This window comes from Leptothrix cholodnii SP-6, from assembly GCF_000019785.1.
GTDB lineage: Bacteria > Pseudomonadota > Gammaproteobacteria > Burkholderiales > Burkholderiaceae_C > Sphaerotilus > Sphaerotilus cholodnii.
In genome coordinates this window covers 697,234-716,191 of record NC_010524.1, presented here as the reverse complement: position 1 = coordinate 716,191, position 18,958 = coordinate 697,234, and the positions used below count along the sequence as shown (strand labels likewise).

The 18,958-nt window shown below is 69.3% G+C and carries 16 protein-coding genes; 3 read left to right on the top strand and 13 right to left on the bottom strand.

Features of this window, described 5'->3' with window-relative positions; genetic code table 11:
- Window positions 1-3: 3 nt before the first annotated feature.
- The 9 genes from LCHO_RS03305 to LCHO_RS03265 form a co-directional block, all read right to left on the bottom strand.
- Window positions 4-1,182: a FimV/HubP family polar landmark protein gene (locus LCHO_RS03305; RefSeq protein WP_012345698.1), complete on the bottom strand. Its 1,179-nt coding sequence runs from the start codon at window positions 1,180-1,182 to the stop codon at window positions 4-6.
- Between the two features lie 47 nt (window positions 1,183-1,229).
- The gene (locus LCHO_RS03300) at window positions 1,230-1,976 is read right to left on the bottom strand and encodes a phosphate/phosphite/phosphonate ABC transporter substrate-binding protein (protein WP_012345697.1); all 747 of its coding nucleotides are present in this window, start codon (window positions 1,974-1,976) and stop codon (window positions 1,230-1,232) included.
- Entirely contained in the window at window positions 1,973-2,467 is a 495-nt protein-coding gene (locus tag LCHO_RS03295) for a PAS domain-containing protein (RefSeq protein ID WP_012345696.1), read from the bottom strand. The genes LCHO_RS03300 and LCHO_RS03295 overlap by 4 nt, the downstream gene beginning before the upstream one ends.
- Window positions 2,468-2,492: 25 nt before the next feature.
- The gene (locus tag LCHO_RS03290; RefSeq protein ID WP_012345695.1) at window positions 2,493-2,855 is read right to left on the bottom strand and encodes a roadblock/LC7 domain-containing protein; all 363 of its coding nucleotides are present in this window, start codon (window positions 2,853-2,855) and stop codon (window positions 2,493-2,495) included.
- A gap of 62 nt (window positions 2,856-2,917) precedes the next feature.
- Entirely contained in the window at window positions 2,918-3,556 is a 639-nt protein-coding gene (locus LCHO_RS03285) for a hypothetical protein (RefSeq protein ID WP_012345694.1), read from the bottom strand.
- Between the two features lie 67 nt (window positions 3,557-3,623).
- Window positions 3,624-4,160 carry a GTP-binding protein gene (locus LCHO_RS03280; protein WP_012345693.1) on the bottom strand — a complete coding sequence of 179 codons (537 nt, stop codon included), beginning with the start codon at window positions 4,158-4,160 and terminating at the stop codon, window positions 3,624-3,626.
- A gap of 30 nt (window positions 4,161-4,190) precedes the next feature.
- Window positions 4,191-6,440 carry a hypothetical protein gene (locus tag LCHO_RS03275; protein ID WP_012345692.1) on the bottom strand — a complete coding sequence of 750 codons (2,250 nt, stop codon included), beginning with the start codon at window positions 6,438-6,440 and terminating at the stop codon, window positions 4,191-4,193.
- A 46-nt stretch (window positions 6,441-6,486) separates the two neighbouring features.
- On the bottom strand, window positions 6,487-7,140 hold the full coding sequence (locus LCHO_RS03270) for a hypothetical protein (protein WP_012345691.1): 654 nt from the start codon (window positions 7,138-7,140) through the stop codon (window positions 6,487-6,489).
- On the bottom strand, window positions 7,137-7,526 hold the full coding sequence (locus LCHO_RS03265) for a bactofilin family protein (RefSeq protein WP_012345690.1): 390 nt from the start codon (window positions 7,524-7,526) through the stop codon (window positions 7,137-7,139). The genes LCHO_RS03270 and LCHO_RS03265 overlap by 4 nt, the downstream gene beginning before the upstream one ends.
- Window positions 7,527-7,962: 436 nt before the next feature.
- On the opposite strand from LCHO_RS03265, the gene LCHO_RS03260 reads away from it, so the two are divergent.
- Both LCHO_RS03260 and pabB read left to right on the top strand, forming a co-directional pair.
- Entirely contained in the window at window positions 7,963-8,883 is a 921-nt protein-coding gene (locus tag LCHO_RS03260; RefSeq protein WP_012345689.1) for a triphosphoribosyl-dephospho-CoA synthase, read from the top strand.
- 24 nt (window positions 8,884-8,907) lie between these two features.
- Entirely contained in the window at window positions 8,908-10,797 is a 1,890-nt protein-coding gene (gene pabB / locus LCHO_RS03255) for an aminodeoxychorismate synthase component I (protein WP_012345688.1), read from the top strand.
- On the opposite strand, the gene LCHO_RS03250 is transcribed toward pabB, so the two are convergent.
- Entirely contained in the window at window positions 10,787-11,809 is a 1,023-nt protein-coding gene (locus LCHO_RS03250; RefSeq protein WP_012345687.1) for an SCO family protein, read from the bottom strand. The two genes, pabB and LCHO_RS03250, sit on opposite strands and share 11 nt — an antisense overlap.
- Before the next feature lie 85 nt (window positions 11,810-11,894).
- Window positions 11,895-14,732 carry a multicopper oxidase domain-containing protein gene (locus LCHO_RS03245; protein ID WP_012345686.1) on the bottom strand — a complete coding sequence of 946 codons (2,838 nt, stop codon included), beginning with the start codon at window positions 14,730-14,732 and terminating at the stop codon, window positions 11,895-11,897.
- 988 nt (window positions 14,733-15,720) lie between these two features.
- Between LCHO_RS03245 and LCHO_RS03240 the strand changes: the two genes are divergently transcribed.
- Entirely contained in the window at window positions 15,721-18,060 is a 2,340-nt protein-coding gene (locus tag LCHO_RS03240; protein WP_012345685.1) for an SLBB domain-containing protein, read from the top strand.
- Window positions 18,061-18,090: 30 nt separating this feature from the next.
- Here the strand turns inward: LCHO_RS03240 and LCHO_RS03235 are convergent, their stop codons facing one another.
- Both LCHO_RS03235 and LCHO_RS03230 read right to left on the bottom strand, forming a co-directional pair.
- Complete coding sequence (locus tag LCHO_RS03235; RefSeq protein WP_012345684.1) at window positions 18,091-18,573, bottom strand: hypothetical protein; 483 nt, start codon at window positions 18,571-18,573, stop codon at window positions 18,091-18,093.
- Window positions 18,570-18,869, bottom strand: a complete 300-nt coding sequence (locus tag LCHO_RS03230) for a nucleotidyltransferase domain-containing protein (RefSeq protein WP_012345683.1) — start codon at window positions 18,867-18,869, stop codon at window positions 18,570-18,572. The genes LCHO_RS03235 and LCHO_RS03230 overlap by 4 nt, the downstream gene beginning before the upstream one ends.
- Between the last annotated feature and the right edge of the window lie 89 nt (window positions 18,870-18,958).

Genomic DNA, 18,958 nt, shown 5'->3' with positions numbered 1-18,958 from the left:
GCGTCAGGCCAGACGCGCCATCAGCTCAGCCGCGTCGGCCTGCTGGTCGAGGCTGCCCTCCTGGCTCACGGCCAGCAGCAGGGCACGGGCCGACTCCTTGCGGCCCACTTCCATGCAGGCACGCGCCAGGTCGAGCTTGAGGGCTGCTTGCGCACGCGGGTCGGCCGGGTCACCGGACACCGGCGCCGCCGCACCGCCGCTGACGAGCCGGACGGCAGGCTGCAGGGTCTCGACCACGCGCGCCATGTCGGCCGCGGCCTGCGACACATCCAGCACCTTCGGGCGCCGACGCCGCTGCACGCCCTGCTCGTCGACGAAGGACGACGGCAGCGCGTCCTCCTTCTTCACCGGCCGGCGCCGTATCCACAGAACGACCGCCGTGCCCACCAGCACCACCAGCATCGCGTAGGGCAGCCAGCGGGTCGGCAGCGGCTGCTGCGCAGCGGCCATCGGCACAGGCGCGCTGGCAGCGGCGGGTGGGGTTGCGCGGATCGGTTCGGGCGCCGACGCCGGCGACGGCGCGGGCACCGTGGCTGCCGGCATCGAGGCCGCGGCCGGCGCCGACGCCACGACCGCCACCGGCGGAACCGGGCGCACCGCGGACGCAGCGGGCGGGACAGGCTGCACGGCCGGCACCGACGCGGCAGGCGCTGCTGCCGAAGCGGCCTTGGCGACCGGCACGGCGGGAACGGCAGGGGCGATCGGGGGCGCGATCGGAGGGACCGGAGGGGCAGGAACAGCCGGCCGCGCCTGCACCGCGGCAGCGCCCGGCAGGGGCTCCAGCGCGGGCACCGCTCCCGGCAGCAGTGCGCTCGCCGCCGCCAGATGCGCATCCACCAGTGCCGCGGCCTTGGCCGCGGGCTCGGCACGCATCGCCTCGAGCGGCGGGATGAGCAGCGACACGCCCTGCCGCAGGCGGTGCATGTTGCCGTGCAGGAAGGCGTCCGGGTTGGCGCGCAGGATCGCCACCATCACCTGCGGCCGCGACGGCTCACGCCCCGGCACCAGCGTGGCCGCGATGTTCCAGAGCGTGTCGCGCGGAATCGTCAGGCGCGGGCCCGGTGCGGACGCCGAAACCGACGCTGCTGCAGCCACCTCGGGCGCCTGGGCGTGCGCCACCGGCAGCCAGGGCAAGGCGGCCAGGGCCAGGGTGATGAGACGACGCGGAAGGGGTGCGATCATGTCCGTGGGCCGTTGGCGACCAGTAGGGGCTGTGCGAGGCCGCAGCCTCACACCATCAGGGTGTCCATCAGGTCGATCATGAACTCGGTGGACTCCGGGTCCTGGCTCTCCCAGCCGGTCAACCCCAGTCCTTCGAGGATGCGGCGCGTGTCGGCCTCGCCGTCCATCGTCAGCAGCAGGTCACGCAGCGGGGCGTGCAGTTCGGCGCAGCGCGGGCTGGCCAGCAGCACGTGGTGCACCACGCTGATCTGGCTGGTGACGAGCGGGCGCATCTGGCGCCGGATCGGCGCGCTGAGGCCGTCGTAGGCGTCCTTCAGGAAGAAGCCGCAATCGGCCCGCCCGGTCAGCAGCTGCTTGGCCACCAGCACGTAGCTCGACAGCTGCGCGGTCACGGTGTTGTCGCGGTGCAGGTCGGCCGGTTCGAGCAGGATCATGCCGATCAGGTTGACGTCCGGATCGCGCGTGACGGCGATCTTCAGGCCGGGCTGCAGGTCCTCGACGCGCTGGGCCGCGGCGTCGGCCTGCACCGCCAGCACCACCTCGTCGGGCTTGTTGCGCGGCGCGGCCAGCGCGGTGTAGCCCTTCTCGCGCACCAGCATCGCGGCGTCGTGCGGATTGGCGTAGATGACGTCGACGCGGTCTTCGGCGATCGCCTGGCGCTGGCTGACGAAGTCGTCGTACAGCTCGAGGTGGATGCGCGTGCCCAGGCGCCGCTGCAGCCAGGTGTTGAAGACGTACCAGCCGGCGATGTAGTCGGGCGAAAAGTCAGGGCTGACGGTCAGTTGCAGCGTCATGTCGACATCTCTTCAGCGCGCAGGCGCGCATAGAGCGCCTGGCATTCATCGATCTTGGTGCGCGAGGGCTTGCGGCGCACCGAGGTGTAGCCCACCACGCGGCCGTCGCGCACGTTCGGGATCGCGGTGGCGAACACCCAGTAGTGCATGCCGTCCTTGCGCAGGTTCTTGACGTAGCCCTGCCACTTGGCACCGCGGCTGACGGTGTCCCAGAGGTCGCGGAACGCCGCCGACGGCATGTCGGGGTGGCGCAGGATCGCGTGCGGCTGGCCGATCAATTCGTCGCGGGTGTAGCCGGACATGTCGATGAACGCCTGGTTCGCATGCGTGATGATGCCGGCCGGGTCGGTGCGCGAGACGATCAGCATGCCATCCGGATACGGCACCTCCTGGTCGACCACCAGCAGGCGGCGCTCGCGGCCGTCGTGATAGCGCAGGAAATGTTCGCGGCGCGAACCGGGCACGAGATTGGCCTCGTCCATGTCGGTCATGTTCGGATCTCTTTCGGTCGTGGCCTCAGATCACCTTGCTGATCGAGTCGGCGGCGCGCTTGACGTCCAGGAAGATCAGGCCCAGGCGGGCGTTGGGCTTGCACAGCGCGGTCAGCACGGCGTCGCCGCCGGCGTGCGTCATCAGCACGTAACCCTTGTGGCCCTTGACCAGCACCTGCTCGAGTTCGCCACGCGCGAGTTCGCGCGAGGTGCGGTCGCCCAGCGACAGCATGGCCGCGCTCATGGCGCCGACGCGGTCTTCGTCCATGCCCGAGGGCAGCATCGAGGCCATCATCAGGCCGTCGTTCGAGAGCACGGCCGAGGCCTCGATGTCGGCGGTGGAGCCGTTGAGTTCGCTCAGGATGGAGTTCAGCAGTTCAGCGCGCATGGCGGTCGTCCTTTGGGGGAATGGGGAAAAACGGGTGGGCGGATGAAGGGCGTCGCGAGACGTCAGGCGGCGCCGCCGTAGCGCACACCCAGGGTCCAGATCAGCGTGGTGAACGCTTCCTGGTTGAAACGCGGCATGCCGCCGACCACCAGGATGAAATATTCGTTGCCGAGGTAGAGCGGCCAGAAGCCGATGTCGCAATAGCCGCTGGCATTGACCAGCCCCCAGCCGTCACTGCGCAGGCGCATGTTGCCGTGCAGCAGCTTGGCGTGGCGCTCCTGCACGTTGGCCAGGTCGGCGCCCAGCGCGGCCAGCTCCTCGGACTGCTCGTGCGCGAAGCCGGCGGTCGCGAGGTAGAGACCGCGCTTCTCGGCCAGGATCGCCCGGCCTTCGTCAGAGATCTGGCTCAGGATCGGCGGCAGCAGCGCCTCGATGCGATCGGGCGGCACCTCCACCTGCACCGGCAGGCCCTGGATGAAGCCCGACGACTGCAGACGGTAGATGAACTCGAGCGCGTCCTGCTCGCCCAGGCTCATCCAGTCCTGCACCAGCGCGGTGGACAGGCGCGGCGTCTGCTGCTCGCGCATCAGGCGCTGCAGGAAGATGCGCGCCGGATCCCGCTCGGGCCGGCTGGCCGCGTAGTAGGCGCCAGCCGGCGTGGGGTGCAGGAAGTAGTCGCCGGTGAGGGTGTATTGATCCATGGTCGCGCGGGTCTCGCGGTGTCGCAGGCTGGGGGAAAACGCGTCGGGCGGCAGTGCGGCGCGCGGCTCAGATCACCGGGTCGATCGACAGCAGCAGCGCCTGGATCAGCGACGACACGTCGTCGCGACGGCGGGCGTCCACTTCGAAGACCGCGGCGCTGATGTCGAGGTCCTTCATCTGGCGCACGTAGTCGTCGATCGTCGGCGTGGCGTTGGTGTCCATCTGCGTCACGCCGATCACCAGGCGCGTGCTCTCGATGAACTCCTGGAACGCGTTGACGTAGAACTTCATGTCCTCGAACGGCGCCGGTCGGGTGTTGTCGAGCAGCAGCACCAGGCCGATGCCACCCTTGGTCAGGATCTCCCACATGAAGTCGAAGCGCTCCTGGCCGGGCGTGCCGTACAGGTGGACCTTCTCCTTGGGGCCGAGCCGGATCATCCCGTAGTCCATCGCCACGGTGGTGTTGGACTTGCGACGCTGCGTCATGTCGGACGCATGTTCATCGGTGCGGATCGGTTCGATGTCGCTGATCGAGGCGATGGCGGTGGTCTTGCCGGCGCCGACCGGGCCGGTGAAGATGATTTTGTGGTCTGTATGAGCCATGGTGTGTGGGGGGCCCTTGTCGCCTTCTGTTTATTTGTGCAGCCAGCCGAACAGACGCGTGAGCAGTCCGCGGTTGCGTTGCGATTTGCGTTGTGAGCGCCGGATCTGGCTGCCGTCCGCCGTGATCAGGTCCATCGCCAGCGCCGCGTTGTAGAACGCGAACACATGGCGCTGCGGGATGTGCAGCAGTTCGGTGGTCTCGAGCAGGCTGGCGCCCCGCACGGCCCACAGCGCGGCGATGCGCAGGGCATGCGGCGTGCGCTGCAGGCGCGTCAGGTTGGGCCAGTGCTTCAGGTAGACCGTGCTGCGCACGTCGACCCCCAGCGGCAGGCGACCGCCCGCGGTCTCCATGCCGGCGCGCCACAGCACGCGGTCGAGCGGCTGCCAGGCCGAGGCGTCGCCGGTGCGCTCCATCAGGTCGGCATGCTCCTGGCGGTTCAGCGTGTTGGTCTTCAGGCGCTTGTCGAGCGTGCTGGCCCACAGCGCGGGCAGCAGGCCGGCGTCGAAGTTCATGTGCACGCGGTTGCGGGTGCTGTCGACCGTGATGCGGCCGGCGCTGCAGTCGAAGTGCGTCGGCACCCGCCACTTGCCACCCACCAGATAGGCCTCGGTGATCGCGCCGACCACCGTCAACGCCGGGTCGTAGCGCAGCGCCGCGTCGCTGGCCAGGCGCTGCTCGGGCCAGTCCTCGCGCGTGCCGCACAGCAGCGCCTCGTCGGCCGGATCGTGGTCCGCGGCGCTGGGGCCCCAGCCCGACGACCGCAGCGGCGCGGCATCGTCGGCCACCTCGTGCGACGCGGCGGCGGCCTGCGCGGTGTCGATCGGCGCCACCGCCACCTCGGGCCGGGGCACGACCGGCTGCGGCGCGGCCTCGACCACCGCGGCCGCAACAGCCTCTGCAGCCGCCACCGGTTGCGCCGGCGTGACGAGTTCGTCATCGTCCAGATCGTCGTCGCCATCGGCATCGGCCTGAGCGGACGACGCCGAGGACGACGACGCCCCGCCGGCCTCGACCCAGCGTGTCGAACCCTTGCGACCGCGCTTGCGGCCGTTCTTGCCGCCGGCGACCGGCGCCTTCTGCGCGCCCGGCTGAAGCGCCGTGCGCGGCGGCGCGGCCGGATTCGACGCAGCGCCGGATGCCGCCTCGCTGACCGGCACCTCGTGCCAGCCGGCACGCGGTGCGGCGCCATCGGCGGCGTCGGTGCCGTGATTGGGCGGCACCGCCGCAGGCTCGGCGACACCGAGCACCACGGCCGGCGGCGCGGCCGGTTCGGCTCGCGGCGTCGACGGCGCCGGACTGGCCGCCACCGGCGCCGGCTCGGTCTTGCCGAGGGCCACGCCGATCAGCCGCTTGAACAGCCCGGTGATTCCCGCCGCCGGAGCCGGGGCGGGGACCGGCGCGACGGCAGGCGTGCTGACCGGCGCGCGCGGCGCAACGGTCGGCGCCGCGACGGGCGGCCTGGCTACGCGCGGCTCCGGTGCCGGCACGGCCGGCGCTGCCGCGGCGATCCCCCGCGGCGTCGGTGCCGCGACCGGCTCGGCCACCGGCGCGGCGACCGGGCCGGGGGCGGGCGACGGGCTGACACGGGGCGCCGTCAACACGGGCGCCGGCGCAGTCGGTGCCTCGACCACCGCGGCGCTCACGACCGGCACCACCGGCGCAGAGACCACCGGCGCCGGAGCAACCGGTGCGGGGACGACCGCAGGCGCTTCAGGCTGCGGCGCCACGACAGCCGGCGCCTCGGCCACGGGCAGCGGGGCGGAAACAGGCGCAGGCACGGCCGCGGGCTGCACGGGCGCCGCCACCGCGAGCACCGGTGCCGGCACGGCCATGACCGGTGCCGGTGCCGGTGCGGTGACGACCGGTGCGGGTGCGGCGGGTGCAGGTGCGGGCACGATCGGCGCGACGGCAACCGGCGCCGCTGCAGCGGCCGGCGGCGCTTCGGCACGGGCCCAGCGGCCGGCATGCAGTTCGGCGGCGGCGTGCAGCAGGGCGGCCGGCGTGATGGGCTTGCGCACCCAGACCGCGCCGGTCACCTGTTGAGGCTGGATCGACATCGCGATGCCGGGCCGCCCGGTCTGCCCGTAGAAGGCATCCCAGTGGTTGCGCGACTCGAGCGTGTCGAGGTCGAAGATGGCAGCGTCAGCGACGTCGGCCGAGGTCGGCGAAAAGCTGCTGCGGCCGGTGCTGGAGAAAAAATAGTCCAGCACGGCCTGGGTGCGGGGTGGCAGCGAGAGCAGCACCACCTTCAGGCGGGTTGGCGGCTTGGAGAGATCCACGGGGTCTGGGCTCGGTTCGGGTGAAGCGGGATGAGGGGGTCTGCGCTCAGGCCCAGCCGTCGGGCAGACGCCCGTGGCTGGCCTGCAGGCGCTCGGCCATCGCGGCACGCGCGGCGTCGTTGCGGCTGTGGCGGTAGATGCCCAGCAGTTCATGACTGACCTCGGCATCGGACGGATCGGCCAGCAAGGCGTCCTCGAGCAGTTGCGAGGCGCCGGCCAGGTCGCCGTCCTCGAGCAGCGACACCGCCTGCGCATGCGGCGACATCTGCGCGACGGCGTGACGCTGGTGCGCCACCATCTGCGCCACGCCGACCAGGGCGTTGTGGAACACCGAACCCGGCGCGGCGGGCAGCGCGGTGGCCCGGGTCAGGCCCGGCTCGAGGTGCATGCGCAGGAAATGGGCCTCGTCGGCCTCCAGCCAGCCCTCGCCCGTCTCGAGCAGGCGCCGGCGCAGGCCGCGGCCACGCTCGCCGAGCGCGAGGAACAGGTCGACCAGCGCGCCGAACGCCAGGTCCGTCAGCGGCGGACGGAACGCCAGCAGGACGCGCCGCGCATGCGATTCGAGGTCGTGGCCATCGCGTGCGACCAGCGCGCTCAGGTGACGCCACTGCTCGCGGGCATCACCATGCTCGAGCGGCTCGAGGCTGCCGCTGCGCACATGCGAGAACACCGGATGGGTCTCCCAGGCCTGCACGGTCACTGCGTTTCCCCGGCCGCCGACTGCTTGACGAGGTGGCCTTCGATCTCGGCACCGGCGCGCATCTCGATCGCGTCGTAATGGACATCGCCGGTGATGCGCGCATTCGGATGCAGCTCGACCAGGCCGGTGGCGTAGACCGTGCCGCGGATCTCGCCGTAGACGATCACGTGCGAGACCCGCACGTCGCCTTCGATGCAGCCGCCGTCGCCGATCACCAGCGTGCCGGCCTTGATGTCGGAGACCGTGACGTCGCCCTGGATCATGCCGTCGATGCGCAGGCCGCCGGTGAAGATCAGGTCGCCGGCAATCGTGGTGCCCGGCCCGATCAGGCAGTCGATGCGTTCCTGCAGCGGGTCGCCGCGCTTTTTCCTGCGTCCGAACAGCATGCTGCCAATCCCGTTAGAGGTAGCGGTTTGAGTCTGGCGCGAGGTGTTCATGCCGGTGTCCGTCCGTGGTTGTTGACGCTGTCGATCCGATCGATCCGAGGCCACGACTTGCAGGCCTGTTTTCGAGTTTTTTCATGGTAGCCACGCACCATGGAGGCCGAAGCCGGTTTGGGGCTGTTGCCCCCGCGAACGAGGGTGCGCGGGGTACGCAAAAATCCCGAATGCACGCACCGTTGTTCAAGCTCGGCCACACCCCTCGGAAAAAGCCACGAACCACGAGGTCGCGGTGGCTCACGCGGTGATCCATTGGGCCCCAACTGGCTCAGGCCATGAGCCTGCCGGACGCACCCGCCGGGCAGACCGTGCAGCCCTGCACACAAAGTCGGCCTGCCCCTTGCTAAGCACATGTAACGCGAGGCCTGACACACTACGGGTCATGAGCTCCTCGACCCTCGACCCTTCGACCGGACGCCGCGCGCGCATCCAGTCGGCGTTCCGCTGGGCTTGCGGACTCGACGTCGCGGTGCGCAAGCCCGGCAACGTCAGCCTCGCATCCCCCGGCACCGGCCCCAGCCCGGGCCAGCTGCTCGACAGCGCAAACGCTGCGGCAGGCCCGCTCACCAATCACGGCGCCAGCATCGGCGCCCGCATCGAAGGCGCGATCCAGGCCGGCCGCGAGGCCACCGGCTGCAGCCCCAACCTGGGCATCGTGCTGCTGTGCGCGCCGCTGGCCGCCGCGGCCGAACAGCGAGCCGACACACACGGCCCGAGCGGGCTGCGCCACGGGCTCGAGATGCTGCTCGGCCGGCTCGACGCCGACGACGCCGTGGCCGCCTTTCGTGCCATCGCGCAGGCCGATCCGGACGGCCTGGGCCGCACCGACGAACGCGGCCTGGTCCGCCCGGCCGGCATGACGCTGCGCGCCGCGATGGCATCGGCGGCGCCACGCGACCGCATCGCCCTGCAGTACACCGACGCCTACCACGAGATGTTCGAGCTCGGCCTGCCGGTGTTCCTGAGCGCGATGGGCACCGTGCCGGTGTCGCCGCAGATCCGCGCCGGCGGCCTGCCCACGCTCAACAGCGCGCTCGAACACGCGATGCAGCGCACCTTCCTGCGCTGGCTGTCGACCGGCCCCGACTCGCACCTGGTGCGCCAGCACGGCCCCGAGCGCGCCCTCAGCGTCAACCTGCAGGCGCGCGGCTGGCGCATGCGCCTGCCCGCCCCGCATCACGCCCCCGAACCGGCCGAATGGGCGCGCTGGGACGAGATGCTCAAGACCCGCGACCTCAACCCCCAGACGAGCGCACACCTGTGCGTGGCCACCGCCTTTCTGGCCGCGCTGCTGAACCTCTGACGCCCCCGTGAAGGCCCGCCGCTGATGGACGCCGTTTTTGCGCTGCTCGACGACTCGACGTCGAGCCCCTCCAACCCGTCCGCAGCCTGCAGCCGGCTCTACAGCGGCTACCTGCACGAACACCGCTGCACCGACCCGGCCACGCTCGACGCCGTCTGCGCCGCCGCTTCGGCCGACCTCGCCGCCGGCCATCACGCGGTGCTGCTGGCCGATTACGAATGGGGCGCCAAGCTGCTGCGTGCCGGTCACCAGCACCTCGAAGCACACGATGCCAGCGCCTTGCGGCTGCTGATCTTTCGCAATTGCGAGCGGCTCGCCGGCGCGGCGGTCGACCGCTGGCTGGCCGATCACGACGCGGCCGGCGACGGGCCCGGTCCGGCCGGTTTCAGCGCCCTGCAGGCCGAGGTCGACGAACCCGCATTTGCCGCCGCCATCGAGCAGATCCACGCCTGGATCCGCGCCGGCGAGACCTACCAGATCAACCACACCTACCGCATGCGCGGCCAGGCCTGGGGCGACCCGCTGGCGCTCTACCGGCGCCTGCGGGCACGCCAGCCGGTGCCGTTCGGCGCGCTGCTGCACCTGCCCGATGAAGGCTGGGTGCTGTCGTGTTCACCGGAGCTGTTCCTGCAGCACCAGCGCGGCCGGCTGACCGCCCGGCCGATGAAAGGCACGGCCGCACGCGCCGCCGAGCCCGCGGCCGACCAGGCCGCCGCGCGCTGGCTGCAGGCCGACGTCAAGAACCGCGCCGAGAACCTCATGATCGTCGACCTGCTGCGCAACGACCTCGGCCGCGTCGCCCGCACCGGCTCGGTCCGGGTGCCGCGGCTGTTCGAGACCGAGGCCTACCCGACGGTCTGGCAGATGACGTCCACCGTCACCGCCGAGCTGCCACCCGCCACCGGCCTGCCCGCGCTGCTGCGCGCGCTGTTCCCGTGCGGCTCGATCACCGGCGCGCCCAAGCACCACACGATGGAACTGATCGCGCGGCTCGAAGCCAGCCCGCGCGGCCTCTACACCGGCGCGATCGGCTGGCTCGATGGGGCCGAGCCGGGCCGCGCGGTGGGCGATTTCTGCTTGAGCGTCGCCATCCGCACCGTCACGCTCGGCCCGCGGCTGTCGGCGCAGGATGGCGGCCGGCGCGCGGCCACGCTGGCGGTGGGCGCCGGCATCGTGCTCGACTCGGTGGCCGCCGACGAAGCCGAGGAATGCCGTCTCAAGGCCCGCTACGCCACCGCGCTCGAGCCCGGCTTCACGCTGTTCGAGACCTTGCGCGCCGAAGGCCCGCGGCTGCTGCGGCTCGAAGCCCACCTGGCGCGGCTGGCACGCAGCGCGCGCGCACTCGGGTTCGTGTGGGACGAAGCCGCGGCGCGGGCGACGCTGGCGCAGGCCCTGGGCGCAACTGGCGGGCCGGCGACGCTGCAGCGGGTGCGGCTCGACCTCGCCGCCGACGGCCGCCTCAGCGTACGCACCGCGCCGCTGGCACCGCTGGCGTCATCGCCAGACGCCACCGGGCCGTCGGTGCGCGTGCTCGTCGCCGATCGACCGGTGCCACCCGACGAGGCCGTGCTGCTCGGCCACAAGACCTCGCGGCGCAGCCATTACGACGCCGCGATCGGCCAGGCCGAAGCCGCCGGCGCCTTCGACATGCTGTTCTTCGATGCCGACGACCGGCTCACCGAAGGCGCCCGCAGCAACGTCTTCGTGCGCCTGCAGGGCCGCTGGTTCACGCCGCCGGCACGCGGCCAGCTGCTGCCCGGCGTGCTGCGTGGCGCGGTGCTGGACGGCCAGGCAGCCGGGCCGATCGACCGGGCCACCGAGCGCCCGATCAGCCGCGCCGAGCTGCTGTCGGCCGAACGGATCGTGCTGTGCAACAGCCTGCGCGGCCTGCTGCCGGCCGAGCTCACTGCTTGATGCGCTTTTCGCCGGCCGGCAAGGCGCTTTCTTCGTCGATGAATTCCAGCAGCTGCGCGATCTGCTTCGAGTCGAGCCGCAGGTTGGGCATGGCCACCTTGTTGTACTGGTTGTAGATCGCGACGGCGATCGGATCCTTCTGGGCCAGCATCACGTCGGGCTCCTTGAGCCAGCGCTCCAGCCAGGCGCGCGGGCGGCGCTGGCCGACGCCCTGCAGGTCGGGCCCGACCTTCTGCATCGCCGCCATCGACTTGTCGCCCGCGTTCACGCTGTGGCACGAGGCGCAGCGGGTACGGAACAGCTTCTCGCCGTCGGAGATGTTGCGCAGCAGCTGCGGCGCCAGCGCGTAGGCGGTGTCCTTCGAGGGCGGCAGCTTGTAGTTGTTGAGCCAGGTGCCGATCTGGGTGGCGGTGACGACCGGGTTCTCGAACGGCGAGGCCCGCATCCAGCGGCCGGTGGCCTGGTTGCCGATCACCGAATGCAGCATGTGATCGTTCTTGTTCGGATTGGCGGCGTCCTTGTCGTCGTAGAGACCGAGCTTGCGGCGCAGCAGCTCGGTGTCCTTGACGCTGCCGGTCAGGAAACGCCAGCCCGGACCGACGTTGAAGCGCTTGGCATAGGCCTTCATCTCGGCCGGCCCGTCGGTCAGCGGGTCGATCGTGATCGAGTAGAAGAACACATCCTTGCCGACCCGGTCGCCGAGCAGCTGCTGGACCTCGCGCATGCGCGCGGTCTCCAGCCCGCAGCTGGCCGAGCAGCTGGTGAAGAAGGTGTTGATCGCGACGATCCTGCCCTTGACCAGGTCGTCGAAGAACCGCACCTTGTTGCCGTCCTGGTCGGTCAGGACGACGTTCGGAAAGTAGTTGGCGCCCCAGACTTCACCGCCGGTCTGGTTGGAAGCGGCGGCAACGGCTTCATGGGGCTGGAGCCAGAACGAGGCGGCCAGCGCCACCCCGGCAGCCACCGCGATGCCACCGAGCAAGGGCCAGTGCCTGAGGCTGAAAGAGCGCATGGACGACTCCGGTGAGGATGCAGAAACGGAAACGAGGCGGCCGCTTGCGCGCCGCCTCGAGGGTCAGGGCATCAGGGTACCGTGATCACTGACCGAGCTGGTAGGTCGTGCCGGTGCCGGCGCCCGACTTGAAGGTGGCCAGAGCGGCCGAGCCGGTGTAGTGCACGCCGTCCCAGGTCGGCATCGGGGTGGGCATAGCCAGGGTCTGGCCGGGGCGCTCGAGGTCCCAGCGCATCAGCATGGCATTGTCCTCGTGCTGCGTGGCATGGCAGTGCTCGACGAAGGTGCCGGCGAACTCGCGGAACTGGAGCGCCACCTCGACGCTGGAGCCGGCATGCGGGTCCGGGCCGATGCGGTAGATGTCCTTGCGAGCCCACTTCTCCCACTCGGGCGGTGCCTTGCCGTCGCGGCGCAGGATGATGCCTTCCTCGAAGTGCACGTGCACCGGGTGATCCCAGCTGCCCTGCAGCTCCAGATACCAGACCTCGTACGGCGATTCGTTCTGCACCGAACCCCCTGCGGTCGGGCCGGTCGACAGCTGCGGCGCTGCCGTGATGCGACGCATGTCGGCGTTGTAGCCCGGGCCGCCGTCGGTCTTGATGGTCCAGGGCTGCTCGTCGGTACCGCCGCTGTGGCCGAACTTGAACTCGCGGTGCGTCGCATTCTGCAGCTTGGCGTGGTGGACCGGGTCGTCGCGGTTGAGCTTGAGCGGCACCATCTTCTTCTTGCCGGCCACGTAGTCGGCCGGGTTCATGCTGGTGTCGACACAGGCGACAGCCTTGCCGGCGGCGTTCTTGCACGACTGGATGCGCAGTTCCATGAACTTGCCCACACCCGGGTCGCCATCCGTCCAGCGGTCGGCCACGCCGTCGCCGTCCTTGTCCTCGAGCACGGCCGGCTTGTACTTGCCGGTCAGCACGTCGGCCACCGGGATGCGCCGGTTGGTCTTGACCGGGTCGGCGTGTTCCTGCGTGTTGACGAAGTAGAGCTTGTCGCCTGCCTTGAACTTCTTGAAGTCGACGACGATGTCGTAGCGCTCGGCGATCGCCATCTGCGGCAGCGTGCCCTTGTGCTCGAGCTTGTCGCCGTTGGCGTCGAGGTCGACCGTGCCATCGAACGGCACGGCGTGCTCGAGGATGTTGCCGTCGTTGGCGACCATGTGGAACGGCACGCGGTCGTAGCTGATCTTCTTGCCGCCCACCGTGGCCTTGATCTCGCCCTTGGTGTCGGTGCGCTCATGCACCAGCGCCAGCGCGAAATAACGCGACACCGAACCCGGCAGGATGCGGAAGCGGTAGCGCCGTGCCCGCACGTCCAGATACGGGTGGTAGACGAAGTTGGTCAGGATGCGGTCGCCCAGGAACCCGTCCTTGTTGAAGACGTTGAACCAGAGCTGGCCGTCACGGCCCCAGGCCTTGTCGGCGATCACGAGGTTGATGTCGTAGTCGCGGTTGCCCCAGGGCATGCCGCTGCCGCTGGGCAGGCACAGGTTGACCTTGGTCGGCACCTTGCTCGGGTCGTTGGCGTTCGGGTCGGTGTAATGGCAGTCGATCTTCTCGTTGCCACGATCGATCGCGCTGTAGTAGTTCATCATCACCGCGTTGCCCTTGTAGACGTTCTGGGCGGTGAAATCGAGCATGTGGTCGTGGAACCACTGCGTGCTCATCGTCTCGCGCCAGTCGCCGCGGATCTTGATCACGCCGTTGGCCGGGCAGGCCTTCTTGCCGGGGCTGGCGTCGTTGACGAACAGCGTCTCGCCAGGCGAGCACGGGAAACCGGCGCGCGGGTCGGTGGCACCGGTGTTGACGGTGTCGTAGCCGGCCAGCTGGATCGGCCAGCGGTAGTCGTAGAACTGGCCCGGGAAGAAGAACGCCTGCGCCACGCCGTCGCTCTCGGCCGGGTTGTGGCCGTTGTGCATGTGGGTGGAAATGGTGTGCAGACCGAAGCCCTTGTTGGCGGCGGGATCGATCGGCAGCGCGTTGTAGTGGCGCATGAGGATCGGCTCGCCGTAACGCACCATCAGCAGCTTGGGCGGCATCGTGCCGTCGAAGGTCCAGACCGAGTTCTGGTGCTGCACCGGGAAGTTCTGGTGGAAGCGCACGTCGATGCCGGCGGTCGTGCCGTTGGCCTTCGAGGTCAGGAAGGGCTTGTGATACAGGCCGCCGGGGCCGAACTCGCCGACCTTGTACTTGTGCAGCTGCTTCTGGTCGCGGAAGCCGTTGTTCACGCGCGAGCCGGCCTGGGCGGTCTTGAAGAACGCCTGCGGGTACATCTCGTTCCAGCGCTGGTGCGCCCAGCCCTCGCCGGGCGGACGACCCTCGGCCGGCGAGTTGACGCTGCGGCCCAGGAACTCGGCCACGTCGTCACGCCACGGGTTGGCGTCGAGCGTGTTGGACTGGTGGGTCGGGAACGGGTACATGCCCGGCTGCGCCAGGAAGGCTTCGAGTTCGGTGCCGTCCGGGGCGCTGCGCGCTGCGCTGCGCGGATCCTGCGCCGGCAAGGGGCCGATCTTCGGACGCGGCAGCGGGTTGGTGCCGGCCTGCACGCTCGGGTCGAGCTTCTCGGGGCCGAACTCCTCGAACATCAGCAGCGGCGTGGTGTAGCGCTTGGCGCCGAAGTCCGGGCTCGGCTTGCCGCCGGTCGGGATCTTCTCGCTGGTCTGCTGCAGGGGCTGGATGGCGGCCTCGACGTACACGTCGGCCTTCTCGCCGTTGGGCGTGCCCTCGTAGGACGAATGGTTGCTGTGCTCGAGCAGCTTGAGATCCTCGTTGGCCTGGTCGCCGATCGCGGGCTCGATCAGTGCCGACGGATCGTTCGGCGGCGGATCGCCAAAGATGTCGACCTCGCCCACCACCTGCGCCGTCACGGCCACCGACAGGCTCACGGCACCCAGCGCACCCAGGATGTAGGCACCACGCCTCATCCACCGGCTTTCAGCCACCGGCCCTTGGGACGGTATCTTGTTCAAGTCCGACACAGTTAACCCCTTTATTAGTATCTCGAAGGTCAATCAAGCCATCTGGAAAATCGGGCCGATCAACAGCCCGCCAAATCGACTCGCCGAAAGAAAGCGCAGCTTCACCCGCAGCCAGCGCGCACGCCGTCTGTAACAAAACCGGGGGAGCCCGTAAGCGTTCTTAAGGAGCTCTGACTGAACGATACAAGTGTGCTTGATGGGTATCAACACCCCCTCTTTTCTACCGTTCAGCTTTCGATTGGGGGCAATCACCCACATTCACCTGGGCGGAAGACCCACAGAGGCGCTTTGCAAGTTGATTTCTGTCATTACCCGACAAAACCACAGATGAAAAAATCGCATATCGGGCAAAAGTCATGGGATGAGATCCCATTAACAAATCGACCCACATGGGGCCCGATCCGGAAAAGCTGCTTAACGCCCGTGAAAACATCACAGTTCATTGCTTAAGGCCGTAAAGCCACGTTGTCGAAGGGCGACGACGCTTCAGCAACCGTTCAGGTTTCGATCTGCGATTGCAGATTTGGGCTTGCCCGATCCACGGTGTCGGTTGCGTTGCAGCCTGAAATCGGCCCCAAACAGGCTCCGACAGCCCCGCCCAGCCGGCCGGATCCGTCTTCAAAAGCGATTCACCGGGCCTCTCGACCCGATCCGTGGCCTGAATCGCCACCCGGCGACGCCGGAATCGGCAGGTTCAGCCACCATCCAGGTTTTGCACCCCTCGTGCCCGGGGGGACTTGACAGGGCCGCCACGCCGAACCGCGAAAATTCACCACATCGGCACGCCGATCCGGGCTCGCACCCCTGCCACAGCCCCGGAAATGCGGATCGGCAGAACACGGGTCTTACACTGCGCACCTCTCGAATCGGCCGCATCCGAACCCCGCCGGTTCGACTGTCACACCCTCTCCACGACTCTCCACGAGCCCCCTCGATGCCCATGTTTCGCTCCCACCTGTCGCTGGCACTGGTCTCCGCCTTGATGTGCACGACAAGCCCGCCCGCCTGGTCACAAGGCATCAGCGGCGGGGCTCCGGCGGCCGTCGGCGGCACGGCCATCGGCGGTGGTGTCGGTGCCGGGTCTGCGGGTGCGGCGGGCAGCGGCGCCACCCCCGGCGCGACCAGCGTGCCCACCATCGACAACAGCGGCCAACTCAGCCCCGACGCACCGCGCCCGGCCGAACTGGAGGTGCGCGCCGACCCCGGCACCGGCATCGTGCGCGTGCCGCTGGCCACCAACGAGTTCCAGCGCTTCGTCTACAGCGCCACCGGCCAGCAGCTGCCGGTGTTCGGCCAGCGCTACTTCGACGAAGCCGAGCGCACCTTCGCACCGGTCGACCGCGTGCCGGTGCCGGTCGACTACGTGCTCGGCCCCGGCGACGAGCTCTACATCCGCGCCTGGGGCAGCATCGACGTCGACTACCGCGCCACCCTGGACCGCAACGGCCAGATCAACATCCCGCGCGTGGGTTCGATCGGCGTGGCGGGCCTGAAGGCCGGCGAAGTCGAAGGCCATCTGCGCAGCCAGGTCGGCCGCGTGTTCAAGAACTTCAGCCTCAACGTCACGCTGGGACAGCTGCGCAGCGTGCAGGTGTTCGTGGTCGGCCAGGCGCGCAAGCCCGGCAGCTACACCGTCAGCAGCCTGTCGACCCTCGTCAACGTGGTGTTTGCCAGCGGCGGCCCCGGCCCGAACGGCAGCATGCGCCGCGTGCAGCTCAAGCGCGACGGCAAGGTGGTGAGCGAGCTCGACCTCTACGACTTCCTGGTGCGCGGCAGCAAGACCAGCGACGCCCGCCTGCTGCCCGGCGACGTGATCGTGTTCAACCCCGCCGGCCCGCGCGTGGCCGTGACCGGCTCGCTCGACATCCCCGCCATCTACGAACTCAAAGCCGGTGGCGAGACCATCGCCGACGTGCTGGCCTACGGCGGCGGCACCACCGCGTCCACCAACCTCGCCAGCGCCCAGCTCGAACGCATCGACAGCAGCAACCCCGGCGCGCCGCGGGTGGTGTCGACCGTGGAACTGGCCAGCGCCGTCGGCCAAGCCCGCCTGCGCGATGGCGACATCCTCACCCTGTTCGGCGTGGCGCCGCGTTTTGCCAACGCCGTGACCCTGCGCGGCAACGTCGCCGCACCGCTGCGCTACCCCTTCACGCCGGGCATGCGCATCAGCCAGTTGATCCCCGACCGCGAAGCGCTGATCACGCCTGATTACTACGTCCGCAAGAACAAGCTGGTGCAGTTCACCGAAAGCCGGGACGTCAGCGCCGCCAAGCTCGAACGCGACGTGCGCAACCTGCTCGACGAGCCGAACTGGGAATACGCCGCCATCGAGCGCCTGAACACCGACCGCGTGGCGATGGAACTGATCCCGTTCAACCTCGGCAAGGCCGTGATCGACCGGGACCCGGCGCACGACCTGGTGCTGCAGCCCGGTGACGTGATCACCATCTTCGGCCGCGCCGACATCCGCAACCCCGTCAGCTCGCAGACCCGCCTGGTGCGCGTGCAGGGCGAGGTACGCGCGCCCGGCATCTATCAGATCCGCGCCGGCGAAACCCTGCCGCAGCTGCTCGAACGTGTCGGTGGCGTCACGACCGAGGCGTATGTCTTCGGCACCGAATTCGCGCGTGAAGAAACCCGCCGCCAGCAGCAACTGGCACTCGACGAAGCCGTGACCCGGCTCGAGGCGCAGCTGGCCAGCGAAGCGGCGAGCACCGCCGCCAGCCTGTCGGCCACCGACTCGCAAAGTGCGGCGGCCCTGCGCATTGCCCAGGGCGAGGCCGCCAAGGCCCAGCTCAGGAAACTCAAGACCATGAAGGCCAGCGGCCGCATCTCGCTGGAGTTGCCGACCACCGCGTTCGGCACCGCCGACCTGCCCGGCCTGCAGCTCGAAGACGGCGACCGCGTCACCATCCCCGCCAAACCCGCCTTCGTGTTCGCGGTGGGTGCCGTGGCCAACAACAACGCGTTGCTGTGGAGGTCCGGCCGCAGGGTCAGCGATTACCTGGACGTCGCCGGCGTGGACGCCGATGCCGATTTCGACAACCTGTTCGTCGTGCGCGCCGACGGCACCGTGATCCACAGCAGCCGCCGCGGCTGGTTCAGCAACATCGAGAAGGTGGAAATGATGCCCGGCGACACCCTGGTGGTGCCTGGCAAGACCAACCGCGAAACCTTCTGGGCCTCGTTCACGCGCGGGCTGAAGGACTGGAGCCAGATCTTCTATCAGTTCGGATTGAGTGCGGCGGCGATCAAGACGCTGCGGAATTAAGCAGGCAACGGCCGATGGGGCGCAGGCCGTTCAGACCAGTTTCCGAGCGGCGACGTACGCCTGACACGCCGCCACGAAGGCCGTGAGCATCGGCACGGCTGCATGCGCTTCGTTCAGAGCCGCAGCCAAGGCCGAAGGATCACGAACGTACTCGTGGACCATGCGATTGCGCAAGGCACGAGCGGCAACCCACTCGTCGCTGGGTTGCGAGAGCAGACCCAGCTTCTCGGCGCGATCGAGGTTGTCGAAGACGCTGCCGACCGGCTCGGCCAGTCGACGCAACAATGCGGGCAGCAACTTGTCGCCCGCCGTGTCTTGCAGCCGTGCGAAGCGCGCCGCGAAAGCATCGGCACGCTCGGACAACAAGGCATCGGTTTTCAACCGGCTGGCGCGTTCGGCCGTGAAAGGCTCGGCAAACAGGCGCCGATCCGTATCACACAGGTGCTGTGCTTCGAGGGCGACGGTTTCGAGCAAAAAACGCAGCCGGTCAGCCAGGTCGGGCGCTTGGGTCACAGCAGAATGCCCTGCGCGCGAGCGGCGTGGTGAACCGGCTCCAACGGCGTCTGCGGATCGACCACCAGCACGTCGATCTTCCGGTCACCCAGCGCGCGTTGCAGGCGGGCCGTGATCTGGGTGGCCAAGCGCACCGGGCGCTCGATGGGCCGCGGGCATTCGATCAGCAGATCGATGTCGCCGCCGCGCAGATCGTCGTGCACGCGCGAGCCGAAGAGGCGAACACGCGCATCGCCTCCTGCCAAGTCGGCGGTGATGGAGACAATTGCCTTTCGCTGGTCGTCGGTCAAGCGCATTGCGTCAGTTTACTTTTGACAAGCCGATCCTGACCGTCGCTCACACGCACTGCAGACAGTGCTGCGCCTGAACGGCCAAAACTGTACAA

What these genes read in the sequence shown, in the direction of transcription:
- LCHO_RS03305 (WP_012345698.1), bottom strand. Translation starts at nt 1,182, where the DNA reads ATGATCGCACCCCTTCCGCGTCGTCTCATCACCCTGGCCCTGGCCGCC.
- LCHO_RS03300 (WP_012345697.1), bottom strand. Translation starts at nt 1,976, where the DNA reads ATGACGCTGCAACTGACCGTCAGCCCTGACTTTTCGCCCGACTACATC.
- LCHO_RS03295 (WP_012345696.1), bottom strand. Translation starts at nt 2,467, where the DNA reads ATGACCGACATGGACGAGGCCAATCTCGTGCCCGGTTCGCGCCGCGAA.
- LCHO_RS03290 (WP_012345695.1), bottom strand. Translation starts at nt 2,855, where the DNA reads ATGCGCGCTGAACTGCTGAACTCCATCCTGAGCGAACTCAACGGCTCC.
- LCHO_RS03285 (WP_012345694.1), bottom strand. Translation starts at nt 3,556, where the DNA reads ATGGATCAATACACCCTCACCGGCGACTACTTCCTGCACCCCACGCCG.
- LCHO_RS03280 (WP_012345693.1), bottom strand. Translation starts at nt 4,160, where the DNA reads ATGGCTCATACAGACCACAAAATCATCTTCACCGGCCCGGTCGGCGCC.
- LCHO_RS03265 (WP_012345690.1), bottom strand. Translation starts at nt 7,526, where the DNA reads ATGCTGTTCGGACGCAGGAAAAAGCGCGGCGACCCGCTGCAGGAACGC.
- LCHO_RS03260 (WP_012345689.1), top strand. Translation starts at nt 7,963, where the DNA reads ATGAGCTCCTCGACCCTCGACCCTTCGACCGGACGCCGCGCGCGCATC.
- pabB (WP_012345688.1), top strand. Translation starts at nt 8,908, where the DNA reads ATGGACGCCGTTTTTGCGCTGCTCGACGACTCGACGTCGAGCCCCTCC.
- LCHO_RS03250 (WP_012345687.1), bottom strand. Translation starts at nt 11,809, where the DNA reads ATGCGCTCTTTCAGCCTCAGGCACTGGCCCTTGCTCGGTGGCATCGCG.
- LCHO_RS03245 (WP_012345686.1), bottom strand. Translation starts at nt 14,732, where the DNA reads ATGAGGCGTGGTGCCTACATCCTGGGTGCGCTGGGTGCCGTGAGCCTG.
- LCHO_RS03240 (WP_012345685.1), top strand. Translation starts at nt 15,721, where the DNA reads ATGCCCATGTTTCGCTCCCACCTGTCGCTGGCACTGGTCTCCGCCTTG.
- LCHO_RS03230 (WP_012345683.1), bottom strand. Translation starts at nt 18,869, where the DNA reads ATGCGCTTGACCGACGACCAGCGAAAGGCAATTGTCTCCATCACCGCC.